The sequence below is a fragment of the Pseudomonas sp. MUP55 genome, assembly GCF_034043515.1.
GTDB lineage: Bacteria > Pseudomonadota > Gammaproteobacteria > Pseudomonadales > Pseudomonadaceae > Aquipseudomonas.
The window spans coordinates 3,212,846-3,234,296 of record NZ_CP138214.1 but is presented as its reverse complement, the minus strand read 5'-3'; the positions used below and the strand labels follow the sequence as shown (position 1 = coordinate 3,234,296).

Genomic DNA, 21,451 nt, shown 5'->3' with positions numbered 1-21,451 from the left:
CGGAAGTACGCAAATCCAAATGTGGGAGGGGGCTTGCCCCCGATAGCGCTGGGTCAGTCAGCTCAAGTGTTGCTGACCCACCGTCATCGGGGGCAAGCCCCCTCCCACAGGTTTAACAGTGTTTGTCTGGCTATTTGTGGGTACCCATCCACTCCAGCGCCGTGCGCCAGATGCAAATCCCCAGAAAGTACGCCGACATCAGCGACCACAGCCCGAAGGTCCATGGGTTGGTGTTCGGGTAATCCACCACCATCAGGAAGCTGCACAGCAACCAGATCGTGGTCACCGCGATATTGATCGGCATGAACCGCTTGACCCGGAACGGGTGCAGAAACTTCATCGGCGTCACGGTCAGGAGCGCCAGGCCGATCACGGTCAGCAAGGTGATCCACGCGTCCGGCTGGATGATGTACACGCACAAAGCCACGACGTTCCAGGCCGCCGGGAAGCCGACGAAATAGTTGTCCTTGCTCTTCATGTTGACGTTGCAGAAGCAGAACAGCGACGACACCAGGATCACCGACACCGCGAACAAATGGCTAAATTCCGGCAGGTCGATGTAGCGGTAGATAAACAGTGCGGGGATGAACACGTAGGTGAGGTAATCGATCACCAGGTCCAGTACCGAGCCGTCAAAGCTGGGCAGCACCGTGCTGACGTTGACCCGTCGCGCCAGGGAGCCGTCGACGCCATCCACCACCAGTGCCAGGCCAAGCCACAGCAGGCAGGCCTTGGGTGAGTTTTCCAGCAGCGCCAGGGTGGCCAGGAATGCCAATACCACACCGGTGGCGGTAAAGCCGTGGGCGCCCCAGGCTTTGATTCTGGCTACATGCAGGGTCGATATCACGGGCGGTTCTCCAAAGGGTCAAACGGGGCAGCCGACAACGTAACGCCGTCGAGTCTGGCCAGGAATGCAGGTATCGACCGGGAAGGCGGGGATAAGGTTCACCGCCCGGCGCATGGCTTAGCGTAGCAAGCGTAGGACGTTTCGGCATCAGCCCTGGCGAAACACAAGGGCCTTCAGACCACTTTGCGCGTCGATATCGGGGAATTCCGGCGGGTTTTCCAGGCGTTCGACGAAGCGCAGGCCCGGTGCTTCGCGGGTAACGCCGTCGATCAGGAAGTCTTCGCCAAACGCCGGATCGTTCATGCACGCCAGTACGGTGCCCTGGGACGTGAGCAAATCCGGCAGGCGGCGCAGGACGCGCTGGTAGTCCTTGGTCAGCAGGAAACTGCCTTTCTGGAAGGAGGGCGGGTCGATGATCACCAGATCATAGGGGCCGCTGTTGGTGACCTTGGCCCAGGACTTGAACAGGTCGTGGCCCAGAAAGGTCACCCGGCTCAAGTCATGACCGTTCAGGCGATGATTGTCACGCCCACGGCTCAGGGCGCCACGGGCCATGTCCAGGTTCACCACATGGTCGGCACCGCCTTCGATAGCGGCTACCGAGAAACCGCAGGTGTAGGCAAACAGGTTCAGTACACGCTGGCCCCTGGCTTGCTCGCGCACCCAGTTACGCCCATAGCGCATGTCGAGGAACAGGCCGCTGTTCTGCTTTTTACCCAGGTCGATCAGGTAGCGCAGGCCGCCTTCGGTGATAGTCAGCTCGTCGATGGCGTCGCCCACCAGCCACTCGGTGGTGCTTTGCGGCAGGTAGCGATGCTGCAGCGCCACGGTATGGGCGCCGAAGCCGGCCCAGTCGATCTGCAGCAGTTGCTGCTTCAAGGCCTCCAGATGCTCGGTTTCCTTGAACAGCGCCACCAGCACCACGCCTTGCAGCCAGTCCACCGTCAACTGCTCCAGGCCCGGCCAGCAGCGGCCACGGCCGTGAAACAGGCGCCGGGTTTCAGCGGGAGCGCTGGCCAGGGCGGTGAGCAGATGGGCATGCAGGGTGGCGAGTGCGTCTGGGGTCATCGTTGAGCGTCAGTCGTTGAGCGGGCGGCATTTTAAACACAATTGTGCGTCAGAGCGTGGCGATCAGGGCTGGGCCAAAGGATTCGCGCATGAATACCGGCGCAATGTAGCGCTCGTAATGCGCCTCGGAGAGCAGGAAAAACTCTCGGTCAATCGCATCGCGCAGGTCCGCAAGGTTGCGGTCGCGAAACTCCGGCAGCAGCGCCAGCCCGTAGGCGTCCAGCCTGGACATCACCCGAGCCCCCCGGGCAATCAACTGGTAGGCCCAGCAATACGGCGATTGGTGCGCCATGAAGCGAATCTTGCGGTCTTCCAGTTGCTGGCGCAGACGCTGCGGGTCGAACACTTCCAGCTTGCTGGCCATCACCTGCACCAGCAACTGCTCCAGGCGCAGCCACACCGCCTGTTTTTCTTCAGCGTTGTAGCCGTTCCACTGGATCACTTCGTGGTGATAGCGCTTGCAGCCCCGGCAGACCAGGTCACCGTAGACGGTGGAACACAGGCCTACACAGGGCGTCTTGATGGTTTGGTTGGACATAGAAGGCAATTTGCAAGTTGATGGAGCATCGCGTTTCCAATGTGGGAGGGGGCTTGCCCCCGTTAGCAGTGGTTCAGTTACAGCAGCTGTGACTGATACACCGCTATCGAGAGCAAGCCCCCTCCCACATTTTGGATCGGTGCTGTTGAATCAATCCCAGCTCAACGCGCCGCCGGTCTGGTACTCGATCACGCGAGTCTCGAAGAAATTTTTCTCTTTCTTCAAGTCCATGATCTCGCTCATCCACGGGAACGGGTTAGTCGTGCCTGGGTATTCTTCCTTCAAGCCAATCTGCGACAGGCGACGGTTCGCGATGAACTTGAGGTAATCCTCCATCATCGCCGCGTTCATGCCCAACACGCCGCGCGGCATGGTGTCGCGTGCGTATTCGATTTCCAGCTGGGTCCCTTGCAGGATCATCTGGGTCGCTTCTTCTTTCATCTCGGCATCCCACAGGTGTGGGTTTTCGATTTTGATCTGGTTGATCACGTCGATACCGAAGTTCAGGTGCATCGACTCGTCGCGCAGGATGTACTGGAACTGCTCGGCCACGCCGGTCATTTTGTTGCGGCGGCCCATGGACAGGATCTGGGTGAAGCCGCAATAGAAGAAGATGCCTTCCAGCACGCAGTAGTAAGCGACCAGGTTGCGCAGCAGTTCCTTGTCGGTGTCGACGGTGCCGGTTTCGAACTTCGGATCGGAGATCGAACGGGTGTACTTCAGGCCCCAGGCGGCTTTTTTAGCGACCGATGGAATCTCGTGGTACATGTTGAAGATCTCGCCTTCATCCATGGCCAGCGATTCGATGCAGTACTGGTAGGCGTGGGTGTGGATCGCTTCTTCGAAGGCCTGGCGCAGGATGTACTGGCGGCACTCCGGGTTGGTGATCAGGCGGTAGACGGCCAGCACCAGGTTGTTGGCGACCAGGGAGTCGGCGGTGGAGAAGAAGCCCAGGTTGCGCATGACGATGCGGCGCTCGTCATCGGTCAGGCCTTCGGGGTTTTTCCACAGGGCGATGTCGGCGGTCATGTTGACCTCTTGCGGCATCCAGTGGTTGGCGCAGCCGTCGAGGTATTTCTGCCAGGCCCAGTCGTACTTGAAAGGTACGAGCTGGTTGAGGTCGGCGCGGCAGTTGATCATGCGCTTTTCGTCAACGGCGACGCGGGCGGAAGCGCCTTCGAGCTCGGCGAGGCCTTCGGCGACGTCGAGTTTGTCCAGGGCGGCCTTGGCGCGCACGATGGCGGCGGAGTCGTTGGCGGTGACGGCGCGGGCTTCAACGGCGGCGGCAGCGCCGGCACCGTCGAGGCGGTCCATGTTGGCTTCGCTGGCGTGGCCGGCGTTGGCGCCTTTGACGACGGCTGCAACGCTGTCTTCGCTGTCGACTTCATCCCAACTCAGCATTGAAATACTCCCTTGCGGTCTGTTCTGACGGCCTGTGGAACCGTCCAAAAAATAATAGGGTTTGCAGGCTTAAAGGCATTGAAATACCGCTCATAGTATGGTCGGTAAATACCGATTCTGCACACTATGTAGTGGTGGGATCTGTTTGTGGGCACACTATATGGTGTGTGCCGTCGATGGTCAACGGACAAGTCAGGACGCATGGTCGCAGGGGCGGCGAGCGTCACCCGCGGCCCCCTGGGCTGATTGTTGAGTGGTAAAAGGCGGGTATCAGATGACGTGGGCGCGTTGCAGCTCGGTCAGTGAAAGCGCCTTGAGCTTCGCCAACATCGGATCGCGCCGGTCTCGCGGGTGCGGCAAATCCAAGGCCAGCGTCTGGCGGATGCTGCTGGGCCGGTTGTCCATCACCAGCACTCGGTCACTGAGGTACAACGCCTCGTCCACATCATGGGTCACCAGCAGCAGGGCGATGGCATGGTGGTCGGCCAGTTGCAGCAGCAGGTCCTGCAGCTTCATGCGCGTGAAGGCATCCACGGCGCTGAACGGTTCATCCAGCAGCAGCACCTGCGGGCGTGAATACAGACCGCGGGCGATCGCGACCCGTTGTGCCATGCCGCCGGACAACGCCTTGGGCAGCGTCTGGGCAAAGCCCTTGAGGCCGACTTCTTCGATCAATTGCGTGACCCAGGCCTTGTCGTAGTGACGGTCAGCGCTGAACCCGATGTTTTGCTCCACCGTAAGCCACGGCATCAACCGTGGCTCCTGGAACACGAAGGCCACTTCGCCGTCGGGGCTGCGCAGTTCGCCCTGGTAGTCGGTGTCCAATCCCGCGACGATGCGCAACAAGGTGCTTTTGCCGCACCCGCTGGGCCCCAGCAGGCTCACGGCTTCGCGCGGCTGCAGGGCCAGGCGCACCTCATTGAGCACGATGCTGCCGGCGAAGCTTTTACGCGCCACGTGAATGTCCAGCAAGGGTTGCACGCTCATTGGCCTGCCCCCTGGAAGGTGTCGCGCCAGGCCAGGCAGCGCTTTTCCAGCGCTGCGAGCAGGCCGTCGCTGACCTTGCCGAGCAGCGCCAGCACGATGATCGCCGCCAGCACGATATCCGGCCGCGAAGTCTCTCGCCCATCGCTGAGCAGGTAACCCAAGCCTTTGGTGGCCGCGATCAACTCGGCCGCCACCAGAAACATCCAGGCCAGGCTCAGGCCGCTGCGCAACCCGGTAAACAGGCCGGGCAGGGCCGCCGGCAACAGGATGCGCCGCACCAGGCGCCGCCGGCTGAAGCCATACATTTGCCCGACCTCCACCAGCTTGCGGTCGATATCGCGGATGGCCGCGACGCCATTGAGATAGACCGGGAAGAACGCGCCAATTGCGATCAGCACGATCTTCGAGGTCTCGTCGATGCCCAACCACAACAGCAGCAACGGCACCCAGGCCAGGCTCGGGATCGAGCGCAGCCCGGCAAAGGTCGGTTCCAGATAGGCCTCGGCCTCGCGGCTCAAACCCACCCATGCGGCAAACACCAGCGCCAGGCTGGCGCCAATGGCAAAGCCCAGCAGCACCCGCACCAGGCTGGCGCTGATGTGTTTCCACAGTGCGCCCTCGGCCAGGTCCGCCAGGGTCACAGCGATCTCGCTGGGCGCCGGCATTTGATAGGACGGCAGCCAGCCCACACGCACAACCGCCTCCAGTACCAGCAGAATCAGTACCGGCACCACCAGGCCCTTGAGCCGGCGCGGCCAGGCACTGCGATTGATCACTGGTGGCGCGGCAAGGGGCAAGGCTTGGGTTTTGCTGGTCATCAGGCGCTCCTTACTGGCCGAACGAGGTGTCGAGCAACTGGTCGATCACCTGGTCCACGTTCACCCCCTTGCGCACCAGTTCTTCGGACACCAGGATCGGCGCGGCGGCCTTGGATGACAGCACATCCTTGCTGTTCAGGAACGGCGTGCTCAAGTCGGTACGCGACAGCTGCAGCCTGGCCACTTCCAACGGCAGGCCGGATTCATCGGCGAGCAGTTTGGCGAACTCATTCGGGTGCTTTACTGCCCAATCGCGGGCCTTTTCATAGGCGCCCAGTACCGTGGTAATGGTCTGTGGGTGCGCCTTGGCGAACTGCTCGGTGACGCTGATCACGCCGTAGCTGTTGAAGTCCTTGTTGCGGTACAGCAGGCGCGAACCGGCCTGGATTTCGCTGGCGGCCATGTGCGGGTCGAGGCCGGCCCAGGCGTCGACGTCACCTTTTTCCAGGGCGGTGCGGCCATCCGGGTGTTGCAGGTGCACCAGTTCCACATCGTCCTTTTTCAGCCCGGCCTGTTGCAGGCTGCGCAGGGTGAACAGGTACGGGTCGGTGCCTTTGGTGGCGGCGATTTTCTTGCCTTTGAGGTCCGTGACGCTCTTGAAGGGCGAATCCTTGCGTACCACCAAGGCCGTCCATTCGGCGCGGCTGTACACATACACCGATTTGATCGGACTGCCATTGGCCCGGCTCAGCACGGCGGACAGGCTGGCGGAAGAGGCGAAATCCACGCCACCACTGTTGAGGTATTCCAGCGAACGGTTGCTGCCCTGGCTCAATACCCAACCCACTTTGGAATGCGGCAAGGCTTGTTCGAGCCAACCGAAGTGCTTGAGCACCAGGCTGACCGGCGAGTAGTAGGCGTAGTCGAGATTGACCTGCGCAGGATCGGTTTCAGCGGCCTGAGCCAGCGGTTGCAGGCACAGGGCGAGGGCGCATGCGCCGAGTAAGCGTTTGGCGAAGGGATTCATGGAACAGCTCCAGGCACGTGAGGCGTTTAGAGAGGCTTTTCTTATATTCAGAAAATTATTCGGCATGCTCCTTCATGCTTTTAAGGAATATGCAGTCTCTGTGCCATCTGTGTTGCCACGTGTTTACGGGTGGGTACCGGCTGGATGCTGTGGTGCAACGGTGCAATTTGTTGAAGTGCTGTTGCTGGAGCGACAGTTTGCATATTTCTTTATGGAATAAATAAAGAGTTATATATTCCTTTTATTGTTCTTCTGGATGGCGCACTTTGAGGGCCTGCGCATTCGTGCGAATTGACTCAACAGCCAAAAGGAAAGCCGACATGACCATTAAAGCGATCAACGTGCGCAATCAATTCAAGGGTGTGATCAAGGAAATCCTGCTGGGGGATGTGGTCTCGGAAATCGATGTGCAGACCGCGTCCGGCATCGTCACTTCGGTGATCACCACCCGCTCGGTGCGTGACCTGGAGCTGAAAGTGGGCAGTGAGGTCATTGCCTTTGTGAAATCCACCGAAGTGTCTATCGCCAAGCTTTAACGGCGCGCATAACGCAGGCGCCGGACAGCCGGCACCTGCAGATGCCACACGTCACCGCTGGCGCAGGGCGCGTTCCATGCGCTGCAAGCCTTCTTCGAGCATCGCTCGTGGGCAGCCGAAGTTCAGCCGCACGAACTGCTGGCTGTCATCACCGAACTCAATGCCGGCGCTCAAGCCGACCTTGGCCTGTTCCAGGAAGAATTGTTGCGGGTCATCCAGGCCCAGGTCGCTGCAGTCCAGCCAGGCCAGGAAAGTCCCCTGTGGCGCATGCATCACCACGCCGGGCAGACGGGTCTGCACGGCATCGAGCAGGTAGTCACGGTTGGCTTGCAGGTACTGCACCAGCGCGTCGAGCCATTGGCCGCATTGGCTGTAGGCGGCGCGGGTCGCTTCCAGGCCCAGCGGGCTGACGCTGTCGACCATGCCACAACGGGCCTGGTTGAAGCGCTCGCGCATCTCGGCATTCTGCACCACGGCGAAGCAGGTCTTCAGGCCGGCCACGTTGTAGGCCTTGCTCGCCGACATCAGGGTGATGGTGCGCTGGGCAATCGCGTCGCTGAGGCTGGCGGTCGGGATATGCCGACGGCCGTCAAAGCACAGCTCGGCATGGATTTCATCAGAGATGATCAGCGCGCCGCTTTCCAGGCAGGCGTTGGCCACGGCCAGCAGTTCCGCGCGGGGGAAGACCTTGCCGATAGGGTTGTGGGGGTTGCTCAACAGCAGCGCACCGGCGCCGGTCAGCGCCTGGCGCAGCGCCGGCAGGGGCGTGCGGTATTGACCCTCGATCCACTCGAACGGCAGTTCAATGCGCGGCAGGTTCCAGTGAGCGGGTGCCAGGCGAATCGGCCGATAGTTGGGGGTTTGCAGCACCACCGGCTGGCCCGGTTGCACAAAGGCGTGCAGGGCCATGTTGAAGCCCGGTTCGACGCCGGGCAGGAACAGCAACTCTTCAGGCTGTACGCGCCAGGCGTACTTGGCCCACAGGTCGGCGATGATGGCTTCGCGCACATCCGGGCCGGCCACGCTGTAGCCCAGAATCTGTTGATCGAGGCGTTCACGCAAGGCCTGCAGCACCGCGGGCGGTGCGGCGATGTCCATGTCGGCGATCCACATCGGCAAAACGTCTTGCGGGTAGCGGCTCCACTTGGTGCTGCCGGTGCCAAGGCGTGGGTGGATCGTGTCGAAATCAAAGCTCATGGAGGGGCTCGTATCAGGAAGACAGGCGGGATAGGGCGCTGATTCTAACGGGATAAAATCCAGTTGCCAGCACCGTCTTTACAACCCTTGGCTGCCACGAATCAAGTCATACGCCTTCCTGGCGAGCGGGTTCGCCGTGTTCGGTCGGATCCAGAGGTAGTAAGTCACCTCCGGCAAGCGCGGCAACCCATCCGTTTCGCCCAATACGCGCATGTCCGGGCCGAGCATCTCCATGCTTCGCGGCGTCACCCCCAGCCCGGCGCGCGTCGCCGCCTTGATCCCGATCAGGTTCGACGCCAGATACGCCTGGCGCCACGCGATATTCGCCCGCTCCAACGCTTCCAGCGCATAGCGTCGATAGATGCTGGGCTCGTCCACCAGAATCAACGGCAACGGCTCGCCGGGCTGGTGGATGTACTGCGCCGAACATATCCACCAGACCGGTGACGTGCGCAGCGCAAACCCCTCCAGGTTGGGGTCGGAGCGGGTGGAAATCACCATGTCCACCTTGCCCCGGTGCAGGTCGTCCATCAGAAACGGGCTGCGCCCCACATCGATTTCCAGGCGCAGGCGTGGCGCGGAGCGGGCGATGTGGCTGAGGATCGGCGGCAGGATGGTATCGGCAATGTCGTGCGGCGAACCAATACGCAACACGCCGCTCAGGCTGCTTTCGCGCAGAGAATTCAACACCTCGTCATTTAACGAGAGCATCTGGCGCGCATGGCGCAGCAACTGTAAACCGGGCTCGCTCAATTGCTTTTGCCGACCGCGTTTGACGAACAGGCTGACCCCCACTTGCTGCTCCAGGCGCTGCATATGCTGGGTCACGGACGACTGGGTGCGGGCCAGGTGCACGCCGGCCTCGGCAAAGCTGTGGTGGTCGACCACGGCGATAAAGGTACGTAACAGTTCAAGGTCGAGGGTCGACATGGCCGGTTCCGGAGGCGGTTTATATCAAGGGCGTGACGTTAAACATTAGCGTTTTTTATGTATGTGTGCGGCGTATTTTTAACCGCGCCCGTAAACATGGGGTTATTCCGTAATTGAAGGTCGTGCATCGACGGCAAGTTATAACGATATGAGATATCTGCATTTCCGTTGTGCGGTCACTCTCCCTAGCATGCCACTCCATCAGGTCGGGGCTACGCCGATCACTAGCCAGGGGAAATCCAATGAAGTTGAAGAAATGGTTGCCGGCGGCCCTGGGGGCGATGATGGCCCTGGGCGCCAGCGTGGCGGCGCAGGCCGACGCGACCCTGGACAAGATCGAGCAGCGCCATGTGCTGGTGGTGGGCGTGCTGTTGTCCGGCGGGCCGTTCGGCAGCATCGATCCGACGACGCAACAGCCCAAGGGCTTGAACGTAGACCTGGCCAACGAGCTGGGCCGCCAGCTCCAGGCCCAGGTGCAACTGGTGCCGGTGCTGCCCGCCAACCGCGTACAGTTCCTGCAGCAGGGCAAGGTCGACCTGCTGATCGCGAACATGGAATGGACCGCCGAGCGCGGTGAAATTCTGGGCTTTGTGCCCACCCCGTTCTACCGCATCGGCGGCGCCGCGGCCGTGCTCAAAGACAGTAAAATCGCGCGCTGGGAAGACCTCAAGGACCAGCCCGTCTGCACCTCCCAGGGCAGCAGCTACGTCAAGCCTTTGACCGAATTCGGCGCGCAGATCAAGGCGTTCAAAAGCTCCTCCGAATCGCTGCTGGCCCTGCGCGGCAACAACTGCGTCGCGGCGGTGCATGATTCGACCCTGATCAACCCGCTGATCCACGACAGCGCCGAATGGAAGGATTACCGCGTCATCGGCCCTGAACTCAACCCGGCGCCGTCGGTGATCTGGACGCGTCGCGGTGAAAGCGACACCCAAGCCAAGCTCGACCCGATCGTCAAGCAACTGCACCGCAGCGGCTGGCTGATCGAAGCCCAGACCCGCAATCGCATCAGCCCGGCATCGCCGGCGCTGGTGGAACTGCAGCAACAGTTCAAGGGCGCCTGACATGCCTTTCAAACCCCTCATCGCACTTGGCCTGGCCTTGTGCGCAGGCTTCGCGCATGCCGACGCCACCCTCGACAAGATCGGCCAACGTCACGCCATCAGTGTCGGGGTGATCCTCAGCGGCCCGCCGTTCGGTACCCTCGACCCCAAGACCGGCGAGCACCTGGGTTACAACGTCGAACTGGCCAAGGCCATCGGCCAGGCGCTGGGCGTGCAAACCAACACTGTTTCGGTGCTGGCGCCCAACCGCGTGCAGTTCCTGCAGCAGGGCAAGGTCGACATTCTGATCGCCAATATGCAATTGACCGACGAGCGCGCCCAGATCCTCGACTACGTGCCCACGCCGTACGAAGAAGTCGGCGGTGCGGCGTTGATTCGCAAAGGTTCGGCTATCAAGCAGTGGGCTGACCTCAAGGACCAACCAGTGTGCGTGTCCCAGGGCAGCAACTTCATCAAGCCCTTGCAGGAGACTTACGGCGCGCAGATCAAGGCGTTCCGCAGTCAGTCCGAATCGCTGCTGTCGTTGCGCGGCAATGGCTGCGTGGCGGCGGTGCACGTCAGTCCGACCATGCATGCCTTGCTCGGCGATGCCGAATGGGCCGGTTATGAGATCCCGCTGCCCGAGGACCTGATTCCGTCGAAATCGGTGATCTGGATTCGCAAGGGCGAGCACGACACCCAGGCCAGGCTCGATGCCATCGTGAAGGGCTGGCATAAAAGCGGCTTCCTGATTGCCCTGGGCGAACGTACCGGCATGGCGCCGTCCCAGGCCCTGCGCGATTTGCACGAGCAGTACAGCCATGAGTGATGCGCTGTTCGCCACCCTGCAACAGCTGCTCGGCACCGCCCAGGTGCAAACCAGCGCGCAGGCGGCGCATTACCTGACCGACAAGCAGGGTCGCTACACCGGACAGGTGATTGCGGCGGTGCACCCGGCGAACACTGAGGAAGTGGCGGCGGTGGTGCGCGCCTGCGTGGCGTTGAAGGCGCCAATCGTGGTGCAGGGTGGCAATACCGGCCTGATGGCCGGTGCTACGCCGGATGCCAGCGGGCGTTCGGTGTTGCTGCTGCTCGACCGCATGAACCGCGTGCGCCAGGTCGATACCGACAATGACACCCTCACGGTGGAAGCCGGCTGCATCCTGCAACACGTGCAGGACGTGGCCCGCGCCGCCGGCCGTCTGTTCCCCCTGAGCCTGGGTGCCGAGGGCAGTTGCACGATTGGCGGCAACCTCGGCACTAATGCCGGCGGCACGGCCGTGCTGCGTTACGGCAACACCCGCGAGTTGACGCTGGGCCTGGAGGTGGTGACCGCCGAAGGCGAGATCTGGCACGGCCTGCGCGGTCTGCGCAAGGACAATACCGGCTACGACCTGCGCGATTTGTACATCGGCAGCGAGGGCACGCTCGGTATTATCACCGCGGCCACCCTGAAGCTGTTCCCGCAGCCCTTGGCCCAGGCCACGGCGCTGCTGGCGTTCGATGAGCTGCCCCAGGCCGTTGCGTTCCTGTCCCACGCCCGAGCCGGTTTCGGCGCTAACCTGACCGCCTTCGAGTTGCTCAGCGCCGATTGCCTGGCCCTGCTGCGCGACCAGTTCCCGGAAGGCCCACAGCCGTTCAAAACCGCGAGTCAAGCCTGGTACGCCCTGATCGAACTCTCGGACAACCATGGCCAAAGCCATGCCCGCGAAGCCTTCGAGCGGGTGCTGGGCGACGCCTTCGAGCAGCAATTGATCAGTGATGCCCTGATCGCCGAGAGCCTGGCGCAAAGCGATGCCCTGTGGCTGCTGCGCGAGAACATGAGCGAGGCGCAGAAGCTTGCCGGGCGGACCATGAAGCACGATATCTCGGTGCCGATTTCCCAGGTGGCGGCCTTCGTGGCTCACACCGATGCACTGCTCCAGCAGCATTTTCCCGGGGTGCGCCATTTCACCTTCGGCCATCTGGGCGACGGCAACCTGCATTACAACGTGGCGCATCCGCTGAATTCGACGGCAGAGGCGCACATGGCGCACTACGCCCAATTAAGCGCCTTGGTGCACGACAGCGCCCATGCCCATGGCGGCTCGATCAGTGCTGAACATGGGATCGGCCAGCGCAAGGTCGGCCTGCTGGCTCGCTACAAAAGCCCGGTGGAGCTGGACCTGATGCGCCGCATCAAGCAAGCGCTCGACCCACACAACCTGCTCAACCCCGGCAAAGTCCTCGAGGTAAAGCCATGACCGTGCGCCTGTCCCAACGCGTGCAACGGGTGTCTCTGTCGGCCAACGCCGCTGCCAAGTCCCGTGCGACCGAACTGCGCGAGGCCGGTCGCGATATCCTCGACCTCACCACCGGCGAGCCGGATTTCGACACACCGCAACCTATCAAACAGGCCGCCTATACAGCCATTGCAGGCGGCGCCACCAAGTACACGCCGACGCCAGGCGTGAAGGCCTTGCGCGTTGCGGTGCAGCGTAAGTTGGCCGAAGAGAATCACCTCGACTATCCGCTGGCATCGATCGTGATCGCCAACGGCGCCAAGCAGATCATCTTCAATGCCTTTGCCGCCACGCTGGATGACGGCGACGAAGTGCTGGTGCCGACGCCTTACTGGCCATCGTTCCCGGACAGCGTGCGCTTCAACGGCGGCGAGCCGGTGTTTATCGAGTGTGGATTGGGGCAGGGCTGCAAGCTGCTGCCGGCCCAACTGGAACAGCACCTTACCCCGCGTACGCGCTGGTTGATCCTTAACAGTCCGGGCAACCCCAGTGGCGCGGTGTACAGCCAAGCCGAGCTGAACGCGTTGGCCGAAGTGCTGCGCCGCCATCCCCAGGTGCTGATCCTGCTGGATGAACTGTATGAACATATTCGTTTTGACGGTCGCCCCGCTCTGAACCTGTTGAATGTCGCCCCGGACCTGCAGGCGCGTTGCCTTTTGGTGGGTGGCGTATCCAAGACCTACGCCATGACGGGTTGGCGTATCGGCTTCGGCGCCGGGCCGCAAGCCCTTACCGACGCCATGGTGGTGGTGCAATCGCAGTCCACTTCCGGCGCTTCCTCGGTGGGCCAGGCCGCCGCGTTGGCGGCGTATTCCGGCGGGCTGGGCTTTCTTGCCGAACAGGTCGCCACCTACCAGTTGCGACGGGACAGGCTGGTCCAGGCGCTGAGTCAGGTTGACGGCCTGCAAGTCCTTGAACCCCAAGGCGGCTTCTTCGTCTTTGTGCGCTGCGCCGGGCTGCTCGGACGCCTGCGCCCGGATGGCCAGCGTATCGACGACGACGCTGATGTGGTCGCCTGGCTGCTGGAACAGGGCGTGGCGGTGGTGGCGGGCAGTGCCTATGGCCTGTCACCGTGGTTTCGCCTGTCCATCGCCACGGCGACTGACAGCGTGGCCGAAGCCGCGCGACGTATCGCCAGTGCGTGCGGGCAGTTGCGATGATGGAACTGTTCGTGCACTGGGCCGCCGACATCGGCCTGAACTACAACTTCCTGCTCGACGCCTACCAGCGCGGTTCCCTGGTCCAGGGTGCGTTGACCACCACCTTGCTGTGCCTGTTCACCGTCATCGGCAGCCTGCTGGCGGGCATCAGCCTGGCGGCGTTGCTCACCTCGGGCAACCCGTGGTTGGCCAAGCCGGCACGGGTATTTGTCGAAGTCACGCGCAATACGCCAACGTTGGTGCAGCTGTACTGTGCGTTCCTGGTGCTGAACATGCTGCTGACCCAGGCGGTCGGCGCGGCCAACCCGTTGACGCCGTTCGCCTGGGTAGTGATCGTGATTTCCCTGCACAAGGGCGCGTTCCATGCCGAAGCGCTGCGCGCCGGCATCGAAGCGGTGCCCGCCGTGACGCTGGAGGCCGCCAGCTCCCTGGCTTTCAGCCGCCGCCAATTGCTCTGGTATGTGCAACTGCCGTTGGCGCTGCGCTTTGCCTTGCCGTCGCTGATCAACAACCTGATCGACCTCGTGAAGATGACCGCCGTGGCCTCGGCCATTGCAGTGGGCGATATCACCTACGCGGCCATCATGATCTGGACCCAGAGCGATAACGTGCTGGAACTGATGATTCTGATCCTGGGCTTTTTCGGCCTGCTGAGTTTTATCGTCAACTGCGTGGGGCGCTGGCTTGAAGCGCGTCTGAGGATGCCCGGCTATGGCCATTGATTCATTCCCGGTGCTGTCGGCCTTGCTGCAATGGTCACCGGCGCTGGTGGCCGGGTTTGGCCAGAACATTCTGATCAGCCTGCTGGCGATAGCCATCGGTTCGGTGCTGGGGCTTTTGATTGGCGCACTGGCGCTGTCGCCCTTGGGGTTGGTCGCGCGGCTGTGGGTGCAGGTGTTTCGCAATGCGCCGTGGCTGGTGCTGATCTATTTCACCACCTACGTGTTCCCGTTCGAGATCCACATCGGCAGCAGCTACGTGTCGTTTCCCGATTGGGTCAAGGTCACCCTAGGGCTGGCGCTGCCGGCCAGCGCCAACGTGGCGGAGATCTTCCGCGGCGCCATCGGCTCGATCCCCAGTACGCAATGGGAAGCCGCGCGCTCGCTGGCCTTCACCCGTGGCCAGTTGTTCCGTTCGATCATCCTGCCGCAGTGCTTCAAGCGCATGTTGCCGCCCTGGATGAACCTGTACGCGGTGGTCACCATGGGCACCGCACTGGCCTCGCTGGTGGGCGTGCATGACGTGATCGATACCGCGCAGATCGCCAGCAACACGGTGAACATGACCGGTTTCACGGTGGTGATCTACCTGAGCCTGTTGATGCTGTTCTTTGCCTATTGCTACCCGATTTCACGACTCACCCAACACCTGGAGCGCCGTTATGCCTTCTATTGAACCGCTGGTGAGCCTGCGCGATGTGCACCTGTCGTTTGGTGACAACCCGGTGCTCAAGGGCATTGACCTCGAAGTGCTGCGCGGCCAGGCGGTCTCGATCATCGGCCCGTCGGGCTCGGGCAAGTCCACGATTCTGCGCTGCATCACCGGGCTGTTGCAGCCCCAGCGCGGCAGCATCCGCGTGGGCCAGACGCAGGTCGACACGCTGGCGCAGGAAGCCCAGCGCATCGCACTGCGCAAGCGCGTCGGCTTTGTCTTCCAGCAATACAACTTGTTCCCGCATTTGTCAGTGCTGGAAAACCTGGTGATCGCCCCGCGCAAGGTGCTCGGGCGCAACCGTGCCGATGCGGAAAAGGACGCGCGGGCGCTGCTGGCCAAGGTGCGCATGGAGCACAAGGCCGACGCTTACCCTGGCCAGTTGTCCGGTGGCCAGCAGCAGCGCGTGGCGATCGCACGCGCCCTGGCGATGCGACCGGAACTGATTCTGTTCGATGAAGTGACCTCGGCGCTCGACCCGGAAACCGTCGGCGAAGTGCTGACGGTGATCCGCGAACTTACCGAAGAAGGCATGACGTGCGTGCTGGTCACTCACGAAATGCGCTTCGCCGAAGAGATCAGCGATGTTGTGTACTTCACCGAAAACGGCGTGATTGTCGAGCATGGCAGCGCCGTACAGATTTTCCAGAACCCGGCCAGCGAGCGCACCCAGACGTTCCTGCGCCATGCCCTGGGCGATTCGGGGCGCCGTGGCCCGATTGCCCACGACCCCTACCTGCTGGCCAATTTGAGCCGTTACAGCCTGTCTGTCTGACCCGAGGAAATGTGTCATGAGTACCGAGAACCGTGCTGCCGTCATCGAAGCGTTCTTGCAACAGATTCGCGTGATCAACCAGCGTGGCGTAGACCGCGCGGCGCTGGCAGAAATCGTTGGCCTGCTGGAGGGCCTGGCCGAGCGCCGCGACCTGTTCAACTTCGACCATTTCCCGGCACCGGTGCCGGGGCAGGGCAGCACGGCCTTCCGTTATCGCCTCAATGACGATGGCGACACGCCGACCCTCTACCTGAACTCGCTGTTGCCGGGCAAAAGCACGATCCCCCACAACCACGAGACCTGGGCGATCATCAGCGCAATTGAAGGCCAGGAGATCAACTACGTCTATGCGCGCAATGACGAGGGCCGTGAGCCAGGCTTCACCAACCTGACCCTGGAAAAAGAAGTGATCGTGCAGCCCGGTACCTCGATCTCGTTCCTTGGCGAAGACCTGCACGGGATCAAGGTCGAAGGCGAGCAGGCGACCTTGCACTTCCACCTCTACGGCTTGCCCCTGGAATCGTTGAACGGCCGTTACGGCGTGGAAGCGGACGGCCGCATCCTCAACTACAACGCCTCGCAGATGGCGCCATCGATTCGCGCCTACTGATCGTTCCCCTGTGGGAGGGGCAAGCCCTATGTAGGAGCGAGCTTGCTCGCGAAAAACGTCCAGGCAACGCGTTCATTCTGGATAAACGCGGTGGCTCTGAGTTTCTTCGCGAGCAAGCTCGCTCCTACAAAAAAGCCTTAACTGACTGGCGTTAGGGCTTGCCCCCACTTTTCTCTTTAATTGTTGGGACTTCCATGAGCCAGACCATCACCCCGCATCAACTGCAGCAATGGCTGTTCGACGGGCAGGAAATCGCAGTATTCGACGTGCGTGAACACGGGCAATACGGCGAGGCCCACCTGTTTCACGGGGTGAACCTGCCCTACAGCCGCCTGGAGCTGGAAGTACGCCGCCTGGCGCCCAATCCGCAGGTGCGGCTGGTGATCTACGACCAGGACGGTGGGGAGGTCGCAAGGTCAGCGGCGGCGCGGTTGCAAGTGCTCGGCTACCGCCGTGTGCATGTGTTGGAGCGCGGGGCAGATGGCTGGCAGGCGGCCGGCTTGCAGCTGTTTGCCGGGGTGCATGTGCCGTCCAAGGCCTTCGGCGAGTTGGTCGAAGCGGCCAGCCACACGCCCCACATCACCGCGCGGCAGCTGGCCGAGTGGCAGGCGCGCGGCGAACCGTTGGTGCTGCTGGATGGGCGGCCGTTCGAGGAGTACCGCAAGATGACGATTCCCGGTGCCATCTGCTGCCCCAATGGCGAGCTGGGCTACCGCGTACATGACCTGGTACCGAACGACACTACACCGATCGTTATCAACTGCGCCGGGCGGACCCGCAGCATTATCGGCGCGCAGACCTTGATCAACCTGGGGTTGAAGAACCCGATCTATGCGCTGGAAAACGGCACTCAGGGCTGGTATCTGGAGGACCTCCCGCTGGAGCACGGCAGCACGCGGCGTTATGCAGAACAGGTCAGCCCGGACCTGGGCCGGCAGCGCCAGGCCGCAGTGCAGTTGGCTGAGCGGGCAGGGGTGGAACAGGTGTCGGCGGATCAGGTGCGCCAATGGGCCGACGACTCGCAACGCAGCCTGTTTCTGTGCGATGTGCGCACCCTGGAGGAGTTCGCCGCCGGCAGCTTGCCGGGCGCGCAACATACGCCGGGCGGGCAGTTGGTCCAGTCCACCGACCTTTACATCGGCGTGCGTCAGGCGCGGGTAGTCGTGGTGGACAGCGAGGGTGTGCGCGCTCCTATTATCGCCAGTTGGCTGCGCCAGTTGGGGCATCAGGCCTATGTGTTGAAAGGCGGCATCGCCAGCGGCCTGGCGTTGCCGATCGCCCAGCCGGTGGCGTATGAACCGCTGCCGTTGATCAGCGCTGCGGCCCTGGCGCTGGAGTTGAACGAGGTGGACCTGGTCGACCTGCGCCCCAGCATGGCGTATCGCCAAGGGCATATCGCCGGCGCCCGCTGGTCGATTCGTTCGCGACTCAAACCGGATCATCGGCCTCTGGTGCTGGTGGCGGACGATCCCGCTCTGACGGCCTTTGCCGCGCAGGGACGCCCGGCCCGCTTGCTCGACGGTGGTTTCGCGGCCTGGGTCGCGGCCGGCCTGCCAGTCCATGCAGGCCCTCACACGCTGCCCGACGAGCAATGCATCGATTTTCTGTTCTTCACCCACGACCGCCACAGCGGCAACAAAGACGCGGCACGTCAGTACCTGGCCTGGGAAATCGGCTTGCTGGCGCAGATGAGTACGGCGGAGCTCGCCAGCCTCAAGCCGTTGGCGCCGGCGTCACGGGTGCGTACACGGTTGGTCCACGCCGCACGGCCTGAAAAGGGCCATGGCGGCCGAGCGGTGAATGTGCCGATTACGCGCCTGAGTACGGTATTGTTCGACAACCTGGCGCAGATGCGCGACGCCCGGGCCCGCCGTGACAGCGAGCGGGTGCTGACTTACGGCGCGCGGGGTAACCCGACGGCCCATGCCCTGGAAGACCTGGTCACTGAGCTGGAAGGCGGCTACCGCACCCGGCTGTATGGCACGGGCCTGGCCGCGGCGGCCCAGGTATTCCTGGCTTATCTGCGCCCCGGTGATCACGTACTGATCACCGATGCGGTGTACTCACCGGTGCGCAAGCTGGCCCGTGAGTTTCTCCAGCCGTTCGGCATTGAAGTGAGTTATTTCTCCCCCGGTGGCCTGGGCCTGGAAAACCAGCTGCGGGCCAACACCCGGCTGGTCTACGCCGAGGTGCCAGGCTCGCTGTTGTACGAGCTGTGTGATCTGCCGGCGATTGCTGCATTGTGCAAGCCACGCGGGATTCTGCTGGCTGCCGACAACACCTGGGGCTCTGCTTACCTGTACCGGCCACTGGCATTGGGCGCGGATATTTCGATCATGGCCCTGACCAAATACCTCGGCGGTCACAGCGACGCAATGATGGGCAGTGTGTGTACCACCGCAGCCGCATGGCCGGCGCTGGGCCGGATGAGCGATACCTTCGGCAATGCGGTAAGCGCCGACGATGCCTACCTGATCCTGCGCGGCGCCCGCACCTTGGCGTCACGCCTGGACGTGCACGAGCGCCAGGCGGTGCAGATCGCCCAGTGGTTGCAGGCGCAACCGCAGGTCAAGCAGGTGTTTCATCCCGCGCTCCCCGAGCACCCCGGGCATGCCCTGTGGCGCCGGGACTTCACTGGCAGCAACGGCTTGTTATCGTTTGAGTTGGCAAATGCGGACGCTGGCTACCTGCAGCGGTTTATCGATGGCTTGCAGCTGTTTGGCCTGGGCGCTTCGTGGGGCGGCTATGAAAGCCTGGTGACCGTGGCCGACACCCAGGACCGCGACAACGCGGCGGACCGGGGGTTGAACCCGGTGGTGCGGCTGCATATCGGCCTGGAAGATGTGACGGCCTTGCTCGACGATTTGCAGCGTGGCTTTGCTTTGGCGGACGAACGGCTTGATGGCTCAACGGTTTGACGTCCGTTCCATCACCGACAGGTTCTGTAACAAAAACGCCATGGCACTGGGGATCGAATCCGCGAAGGGCTATTTTGGTGCATCCCCATAAATAGAGTAGCCACGGATGAAATACCAACCCTTCAGCCGCACCCTGATTGCCACTGCCCTGGTGTTGACGGTCAGTGGCGTACACGCCGCTTCCCAGGCCCCGGTGGCCGGTGAAAATGGCATGGTGGTCACCGCCCAGCATCTGGCGACACAGGTCGGCGTGGACGTGCTCAAGGCTGGCGGCAATGCGGTGGATGCGGCAGTGGCCGTGGGCTACGCGCTGGCAGTGGTGTACCCGGCGGCAGGCAACCTGGGGGGCGGCGGGTTCATGACCGTGCAACTGGCGGACGGGCGCAAGACCTTCCTCGACTTCCGCGAAAAAGCCCCGTTGGCGGCCACGGCCGATATGTACCTGGACAAGGACGGCAAGGTCGTCGAAGGCCTGAGCGCCAAGGGCCATCTGGCGGTCGGGGTGCCCGGCACGGTCTCCGGCATGGAGTTGGCCCTGAGCAAGTACGGCACCCTCAAGCGTGCCCAGGTGATTGCGCCGGCAATCAAGCTGGCCGAACACGGCTTTGCCCTGGAGCAGGGCGATATCGACCTGCTGCACACCGCCACCGGTGAGTTTGAAAAAGACCAGGACCTGCGCGGGATTTTCCTGCACAACGGCCAACCGATGCAGGTCGGCCAGACGCTGGTGCAGAAAGACTTGGCCAAGACCCTCAAGGAGATTTCCGCCAAGGGCAGCGATGGTTTCTATAAAGGCTGGGTCGCCAAGGCATTGGTCGATTCCAGTCAGGCCGGCAAGGGCCTGATCACCCAGGCTGACCTGGACAAGTACAAGACCCGCGAACTGGCGCCGATCGAGTGCGATTACCGCGGCTACCACGTGGTGTCGGCGCCGCCGCCAAGCTCCGGTGGCGTGGTGATCTGCCAGATCATGAATATCCTCGAAGGCTACCCGATGGCGGACCTGGGCTATCACTCGGCCCAGGGCCTGCACTACCAGATCGAAGCGATGCGCCACGCCTACGTGGACCGCAACAGCTACCTCGGCGACCCGGACTTCGTGAAGAACCCGATCGCGCATTTGCTGGATAAGAACTACGCGGCAAAACTGCGCGACGCCATCGAACCACACAAGGCCGGGGATTCCCAGGCGATCAAACCGGGTGTGTCGCCCCATGAGGGCAACAACACCACGCACTATTCCATCGTCGACACCTGGGGCAACGCCGTTTCGGTCACCTACACCCTCAACGACTGGTTTGGTGCGGGCGTGATGGCGAGCAAGACCGGGGTCATCCTCAACGATGAAATGGACGACTTCACCGTCAAGGTCGGCGTGCCGAACATGTATGGTCTGGTCCAGGGTGAAGCCAATGCCATCGCACCGGGCAAGGCGCCGCTGTCGTCGATGAGCCCGACCATCGTCACCAAGGATGGCAAGGCGGTCATGGTGGTGGGCACGCCGGGCGGCAGTCGCATCATCACCGCAACCTTGCTGACCATCCTCAATGTCATCGACTACAAGATGAATATCCAGGAGGCTGTGGACGCGCCGCGTTTCCACCAGCAATGGATGCCTGACACCACCAACCTTGAGACCTTCGCGGTCAGCCCGGACACCCAGAAGATCCTCGAAAGCTGGGGGCACAAGTTTGCAGGTCCCCAGGACGCCAACCACCTGGCCGCCATCCTGGTAGGCGCTCCGGCGCTGGATGGCAAGCCGGTGGGCAACAACCGCTTCTATGGTGCGAATGACCCGCGGCGTAACACTGGGTTGTCGTTGGGTTACTAATGTCAGTCAGTTAAGCAGCAGAAGTAAGAAATAACCCGTGGCGAGGGAGCTTGCTCCCGCTGGGCCGCGAAGCGGCCCCAAACAATGGGCCTGCTGCGCAGTCCAGCGGGAG

21 protein-coding genes are annotated in these 21,451 nt (G+C 62.5%); 12 read left to right on the top strand and 9 right to left on the bottom strand.

The annotated features are described in order from the left end of the window. Nucleotides 1–130: 130 nt before the first annotated feature. The 7 genes from pcsA to SC318_RS14535 form a co-directional block, all read right to left on the bottom strand. Nucleotides 131–847: a phosphatidylcholine synthase gene (pcsA, locus tag SC318_RS14565; RefSeq protein WP_320427349.1), complete on the bottom strand. Its 717-nt coding sequence runs from the start codon at nt 845–847 to the stop codon at nt 131–133. A 147-nt stretch (nt 848–994) separates the two neighbouring features. After that, nucleotides 995–1,915 (bottom strand): class I SAM-dependent methyltransferase, encoded by a 921-nt coding sequence (locus SC318_RS14560; protein ID WP_320427348.1) that lies wholly within the window; start codon nt 1,913–1,915, stop codon nt 995–997. Between the two features lie 49 nt (nt 1,916–1,964). Continuing rightward, the gene (locus SC318_RS14555; protein ID WP_320427347.1) at nt 1,965–2,453 is read right to left on the bottom strand and encodes a DUF1289 domain-containing protein; all 489 of its coding nucleotides are present in this window, start codon (nt 2,451–2,453) and stop codon (nt 1,965–1,967) included. Nucleotides 2,454–2,603: 150 nt separating this feature from the next. Further along, a complete protein-coding gene (locus SC318_RS14550) occupies nt 2,604–3,854 on the bottom strand; it encodes a ribonucleotide-diphosphate reductase subunit beta (RefSeq protein ID WP_320427346.1) in 1,251 nt (416 codons plus the stop codon). Between the two features lie 270 nt (nt 3,855–4,124). Continuing rightward, on the bottom strand, nt 4,125–4,841 hold the full coding sequence (locus SC318_RS14545) for an ABC transporter ATP-binding protein (protein ID WP_320427345.1): 717 nt from the start codon (nt 4,839–4,841) through the stop codon (nt 4,125–4,127). Continuing rightward, a complete protein-coding gene (locus tag SC318_RS14540) occupies nt 4,838–5,659 on the bottom strand; it encodes an ABC transporter permease (protein ID WP_320427344.1) in 822 nt (273 codons plus the stop codon). Before SC318_RS14540 ends, SC318_RS14545 begins: the two co-directional genes overlap by 4 nt. 10 nt (nt 5,660–5,669) lie before the next feature. Continuing rightward, on the bottom strand, nt 5,670–6,626 hold the full coding sequence (locus SC318_RS14535) for an aliphatic sulfonate ABC transporter substrate-binding protein (protein WP_320427343.1): 957 nt from the start codon (nt 6,624–6,626) through the stop codon (nt 5,670–5,672). Here SC318_RS14535 and SC318_RS14530 point away from each other — a divergent pair. Both SC318_RS14530 and SC318_RS14525 read left to right on the top strand, forming a co-directional pair. After that, nucleotides 6,625–6,846, top strand: coding sequence for a hypothetical protein (locus tag SC318_RS14530; RefSeq protein ID WP_320427342.1), 222 nt, complete (start codon nt 6,625–6,627; stop codon nt 6,844–6,846). The two genes, SC318_RS14535 and SC318_RS14530, sit on opposite strands and share 2 nt — an antisense overlap. Nucleotides 6,847–6,946: 100 nt before the next feature. Continuing rightward, nucleotides 6,947–7,162 (top strand): TOBE domain-containing protein, encoded by a 216-nt coding sequence (locus tag SC318_RS14525; RefSeq protein ID WP_320427341.1) that lies wholly within the window; start codon nt 6,947–6,949, stop codon nt 7,160–7,162. 51 nt (nt 7,163–7,213) lie between these two features. Here the strand turns inward: SC318_RS14525 and SC318_RS14520 are convergent, their stop codons facing one another. Together SC318_RS14520 and SC318_RS14515 are read right to left on the bottom strand one after the other, a co-directional pair. Continuing rightward, nucleotides 7,214–8,359 carry a MalY/PatB family protein gene (locus tag SC318_RS14520; protein WP_320427340.1) on the bottom strand — a complete coding sequence of 382 codons (1,146 nt, stop codon included), beginning with the start codon at nt 8,357–8,359 and terminating at the stop codon, nt 7,214–7,216. A 78-nt stretch (nt 8,360–8,437) separates the two neighbouring features. Continuing rightward, a complete protein-coding gene (locus tag SC318_RS14515) occupies nt 8,438–9,289 on the bottom strand; it encodes a LysR substrate-binding domain-containing protein (protein ID WP_320427339.1) in 852 nt (283 codons plus the stop codon). Between the two features lie 242 nt (nt 9,290–9,531). Here SC318_RS14515 and SC318_RS14510 point away from each other — a divergent pair, with 242 nt between their 5' ends. The 10 genes from SC318_RS14510 to ggt all read left to right on the top strand — a co-directional run bounded on the left by SC318_RS14510 (nt 9,532) and on the right by ggt (nt 21,339). Further along, nucleotides 9,532–10,353: a transporter substrate-binding domain-containing protein gene (locus tag SC318_RS14510; protein ID WP_320427338.1), complete on the top strand. Its 822-nt coding sequence runs from the start codon at nt 9,532–9,534 to the stop codon at nt 10,351–10,353. A gap of 1 nt (nt 10,354) precedes the next feature. Continuing rightward, on the top strand, nt 10,355–11,161 hold the full coding sequence (locus SC318_RS14505) for a transporter substrate-binding domain-containing protein (RefSeq protein ID WP_320427337.1): 807 nt from the start codon (nt 10,355–10,357) through the stop codon (nt 11,159–11,161). Then, nucleotides 11,154–12,575, top strand: a complete 1,422-nt coding sequence (locus tag SC318_RS14500) for an FAD-binding oxidoreductase (RefSeq protein ID WP_320427336.1) — start codon at nt 11,154–11,156, stop codon at nt 12,573–12,575. The genes SC318_RS14505 and SC318_RS14500 overlap by 8 nt, the downstream gene beginning before the upstream one ends. Continuing rightward, entirely contained in the window at nt 12,572–13,774 is a 1,203-nt protein-coding gene (locus SC318_RS14495; protein ID WP_320427335.1) for an aminotransferase class I/II-fold pyridoxal phosphate-dependent enzyme, read from the top strand. The genes SC318_RS14500 and SC318_RS14495 overlap by 4 nt, the downstream gene beginning before the upstream one ends. Beyond that, the gene (locus tag SC318_RS14490; RefSeq protein WP_320427334.1) at nt 13,771–14,496 is read left to right on the top strand and encodes an amino acid ABC transporter permease; all 726 of its coding nucleotides are present in this window, start codon (nt 13,771–13,773) and stop codon (nt 14,494–14,496) included. Before SC318_RS14495 ends, SC318_RS14490 begins: the two co-directional genes overlap by 4 nt. Continuing rightward, a complete protein-coding gene (locus tag SC318_RS14485; RefSeq protein WP_320427333.1) occupies nt 14,486–15,169 on the top strand; it encodes an amino acid ABC transporter permease in 684 nt (227 codons plus the stop codon). Before SC318_RS14490 ends, SC318_RS14485 begins: the two co-directional genes overlap by 11 nt. Further along, complete coding sequence (locus SC318_RS14480) at nt 15,156–15,980, top strand: amino acid ABC transporter ATP-binding protein (protein WP_320427332.1); 825 nt, start codon at nt 15,156–15,158, stop codon at nt 15,978–15,980. The genes SC318_RS14485 and SC318_RS14480 overlap by 14 nt, the downstream gene beginning before the upstream one ends. Nucleotides 15,981–15,996: 16 nt before the next feature. Next, nucleotides 15,997–16,590 carry a cysteine dioxygenase family protein gene (locus SC318_RS14475; RefSeq protein WP_320427331.1) on the top strand — a complete coding sequence of 198 codons (594 nt, stop codon included), beginning with the start codon at nt 15,997–15,999 and terminating at the stop codon, nt 16,588–16,590. Nucleotides 16,591–16,784: 194 nt separating this feature from the next. Next, nucleotides 16,785–19,508 carry a cystathionine beta-lyase gene (metC, locus tag SC318_RS14470; RefSeq protein ID WP_320427330.1) on the top strand — a complete coding sequence of 908 codons (2,724 nt, stop codon included), beginning with the start codon at nt 16,785–16,787 and terminating at the stop codon, nt 19,506–19,508. 106 nt (nt 19,509–19,614) lie between these two features. Next, complete coding sequence (gene ggt / locus SC318_RS14465) at nt 19,615–21,339, top strand: gamma-glutamyltransferase (protein ID WP_320427329.1); 1,725 nt, start codon at nt 19,615–19,617, stop codon at nt 21,337–21,339. Nucleotides 21,340–21,451 lie beyond the last annotated feature (112 nt).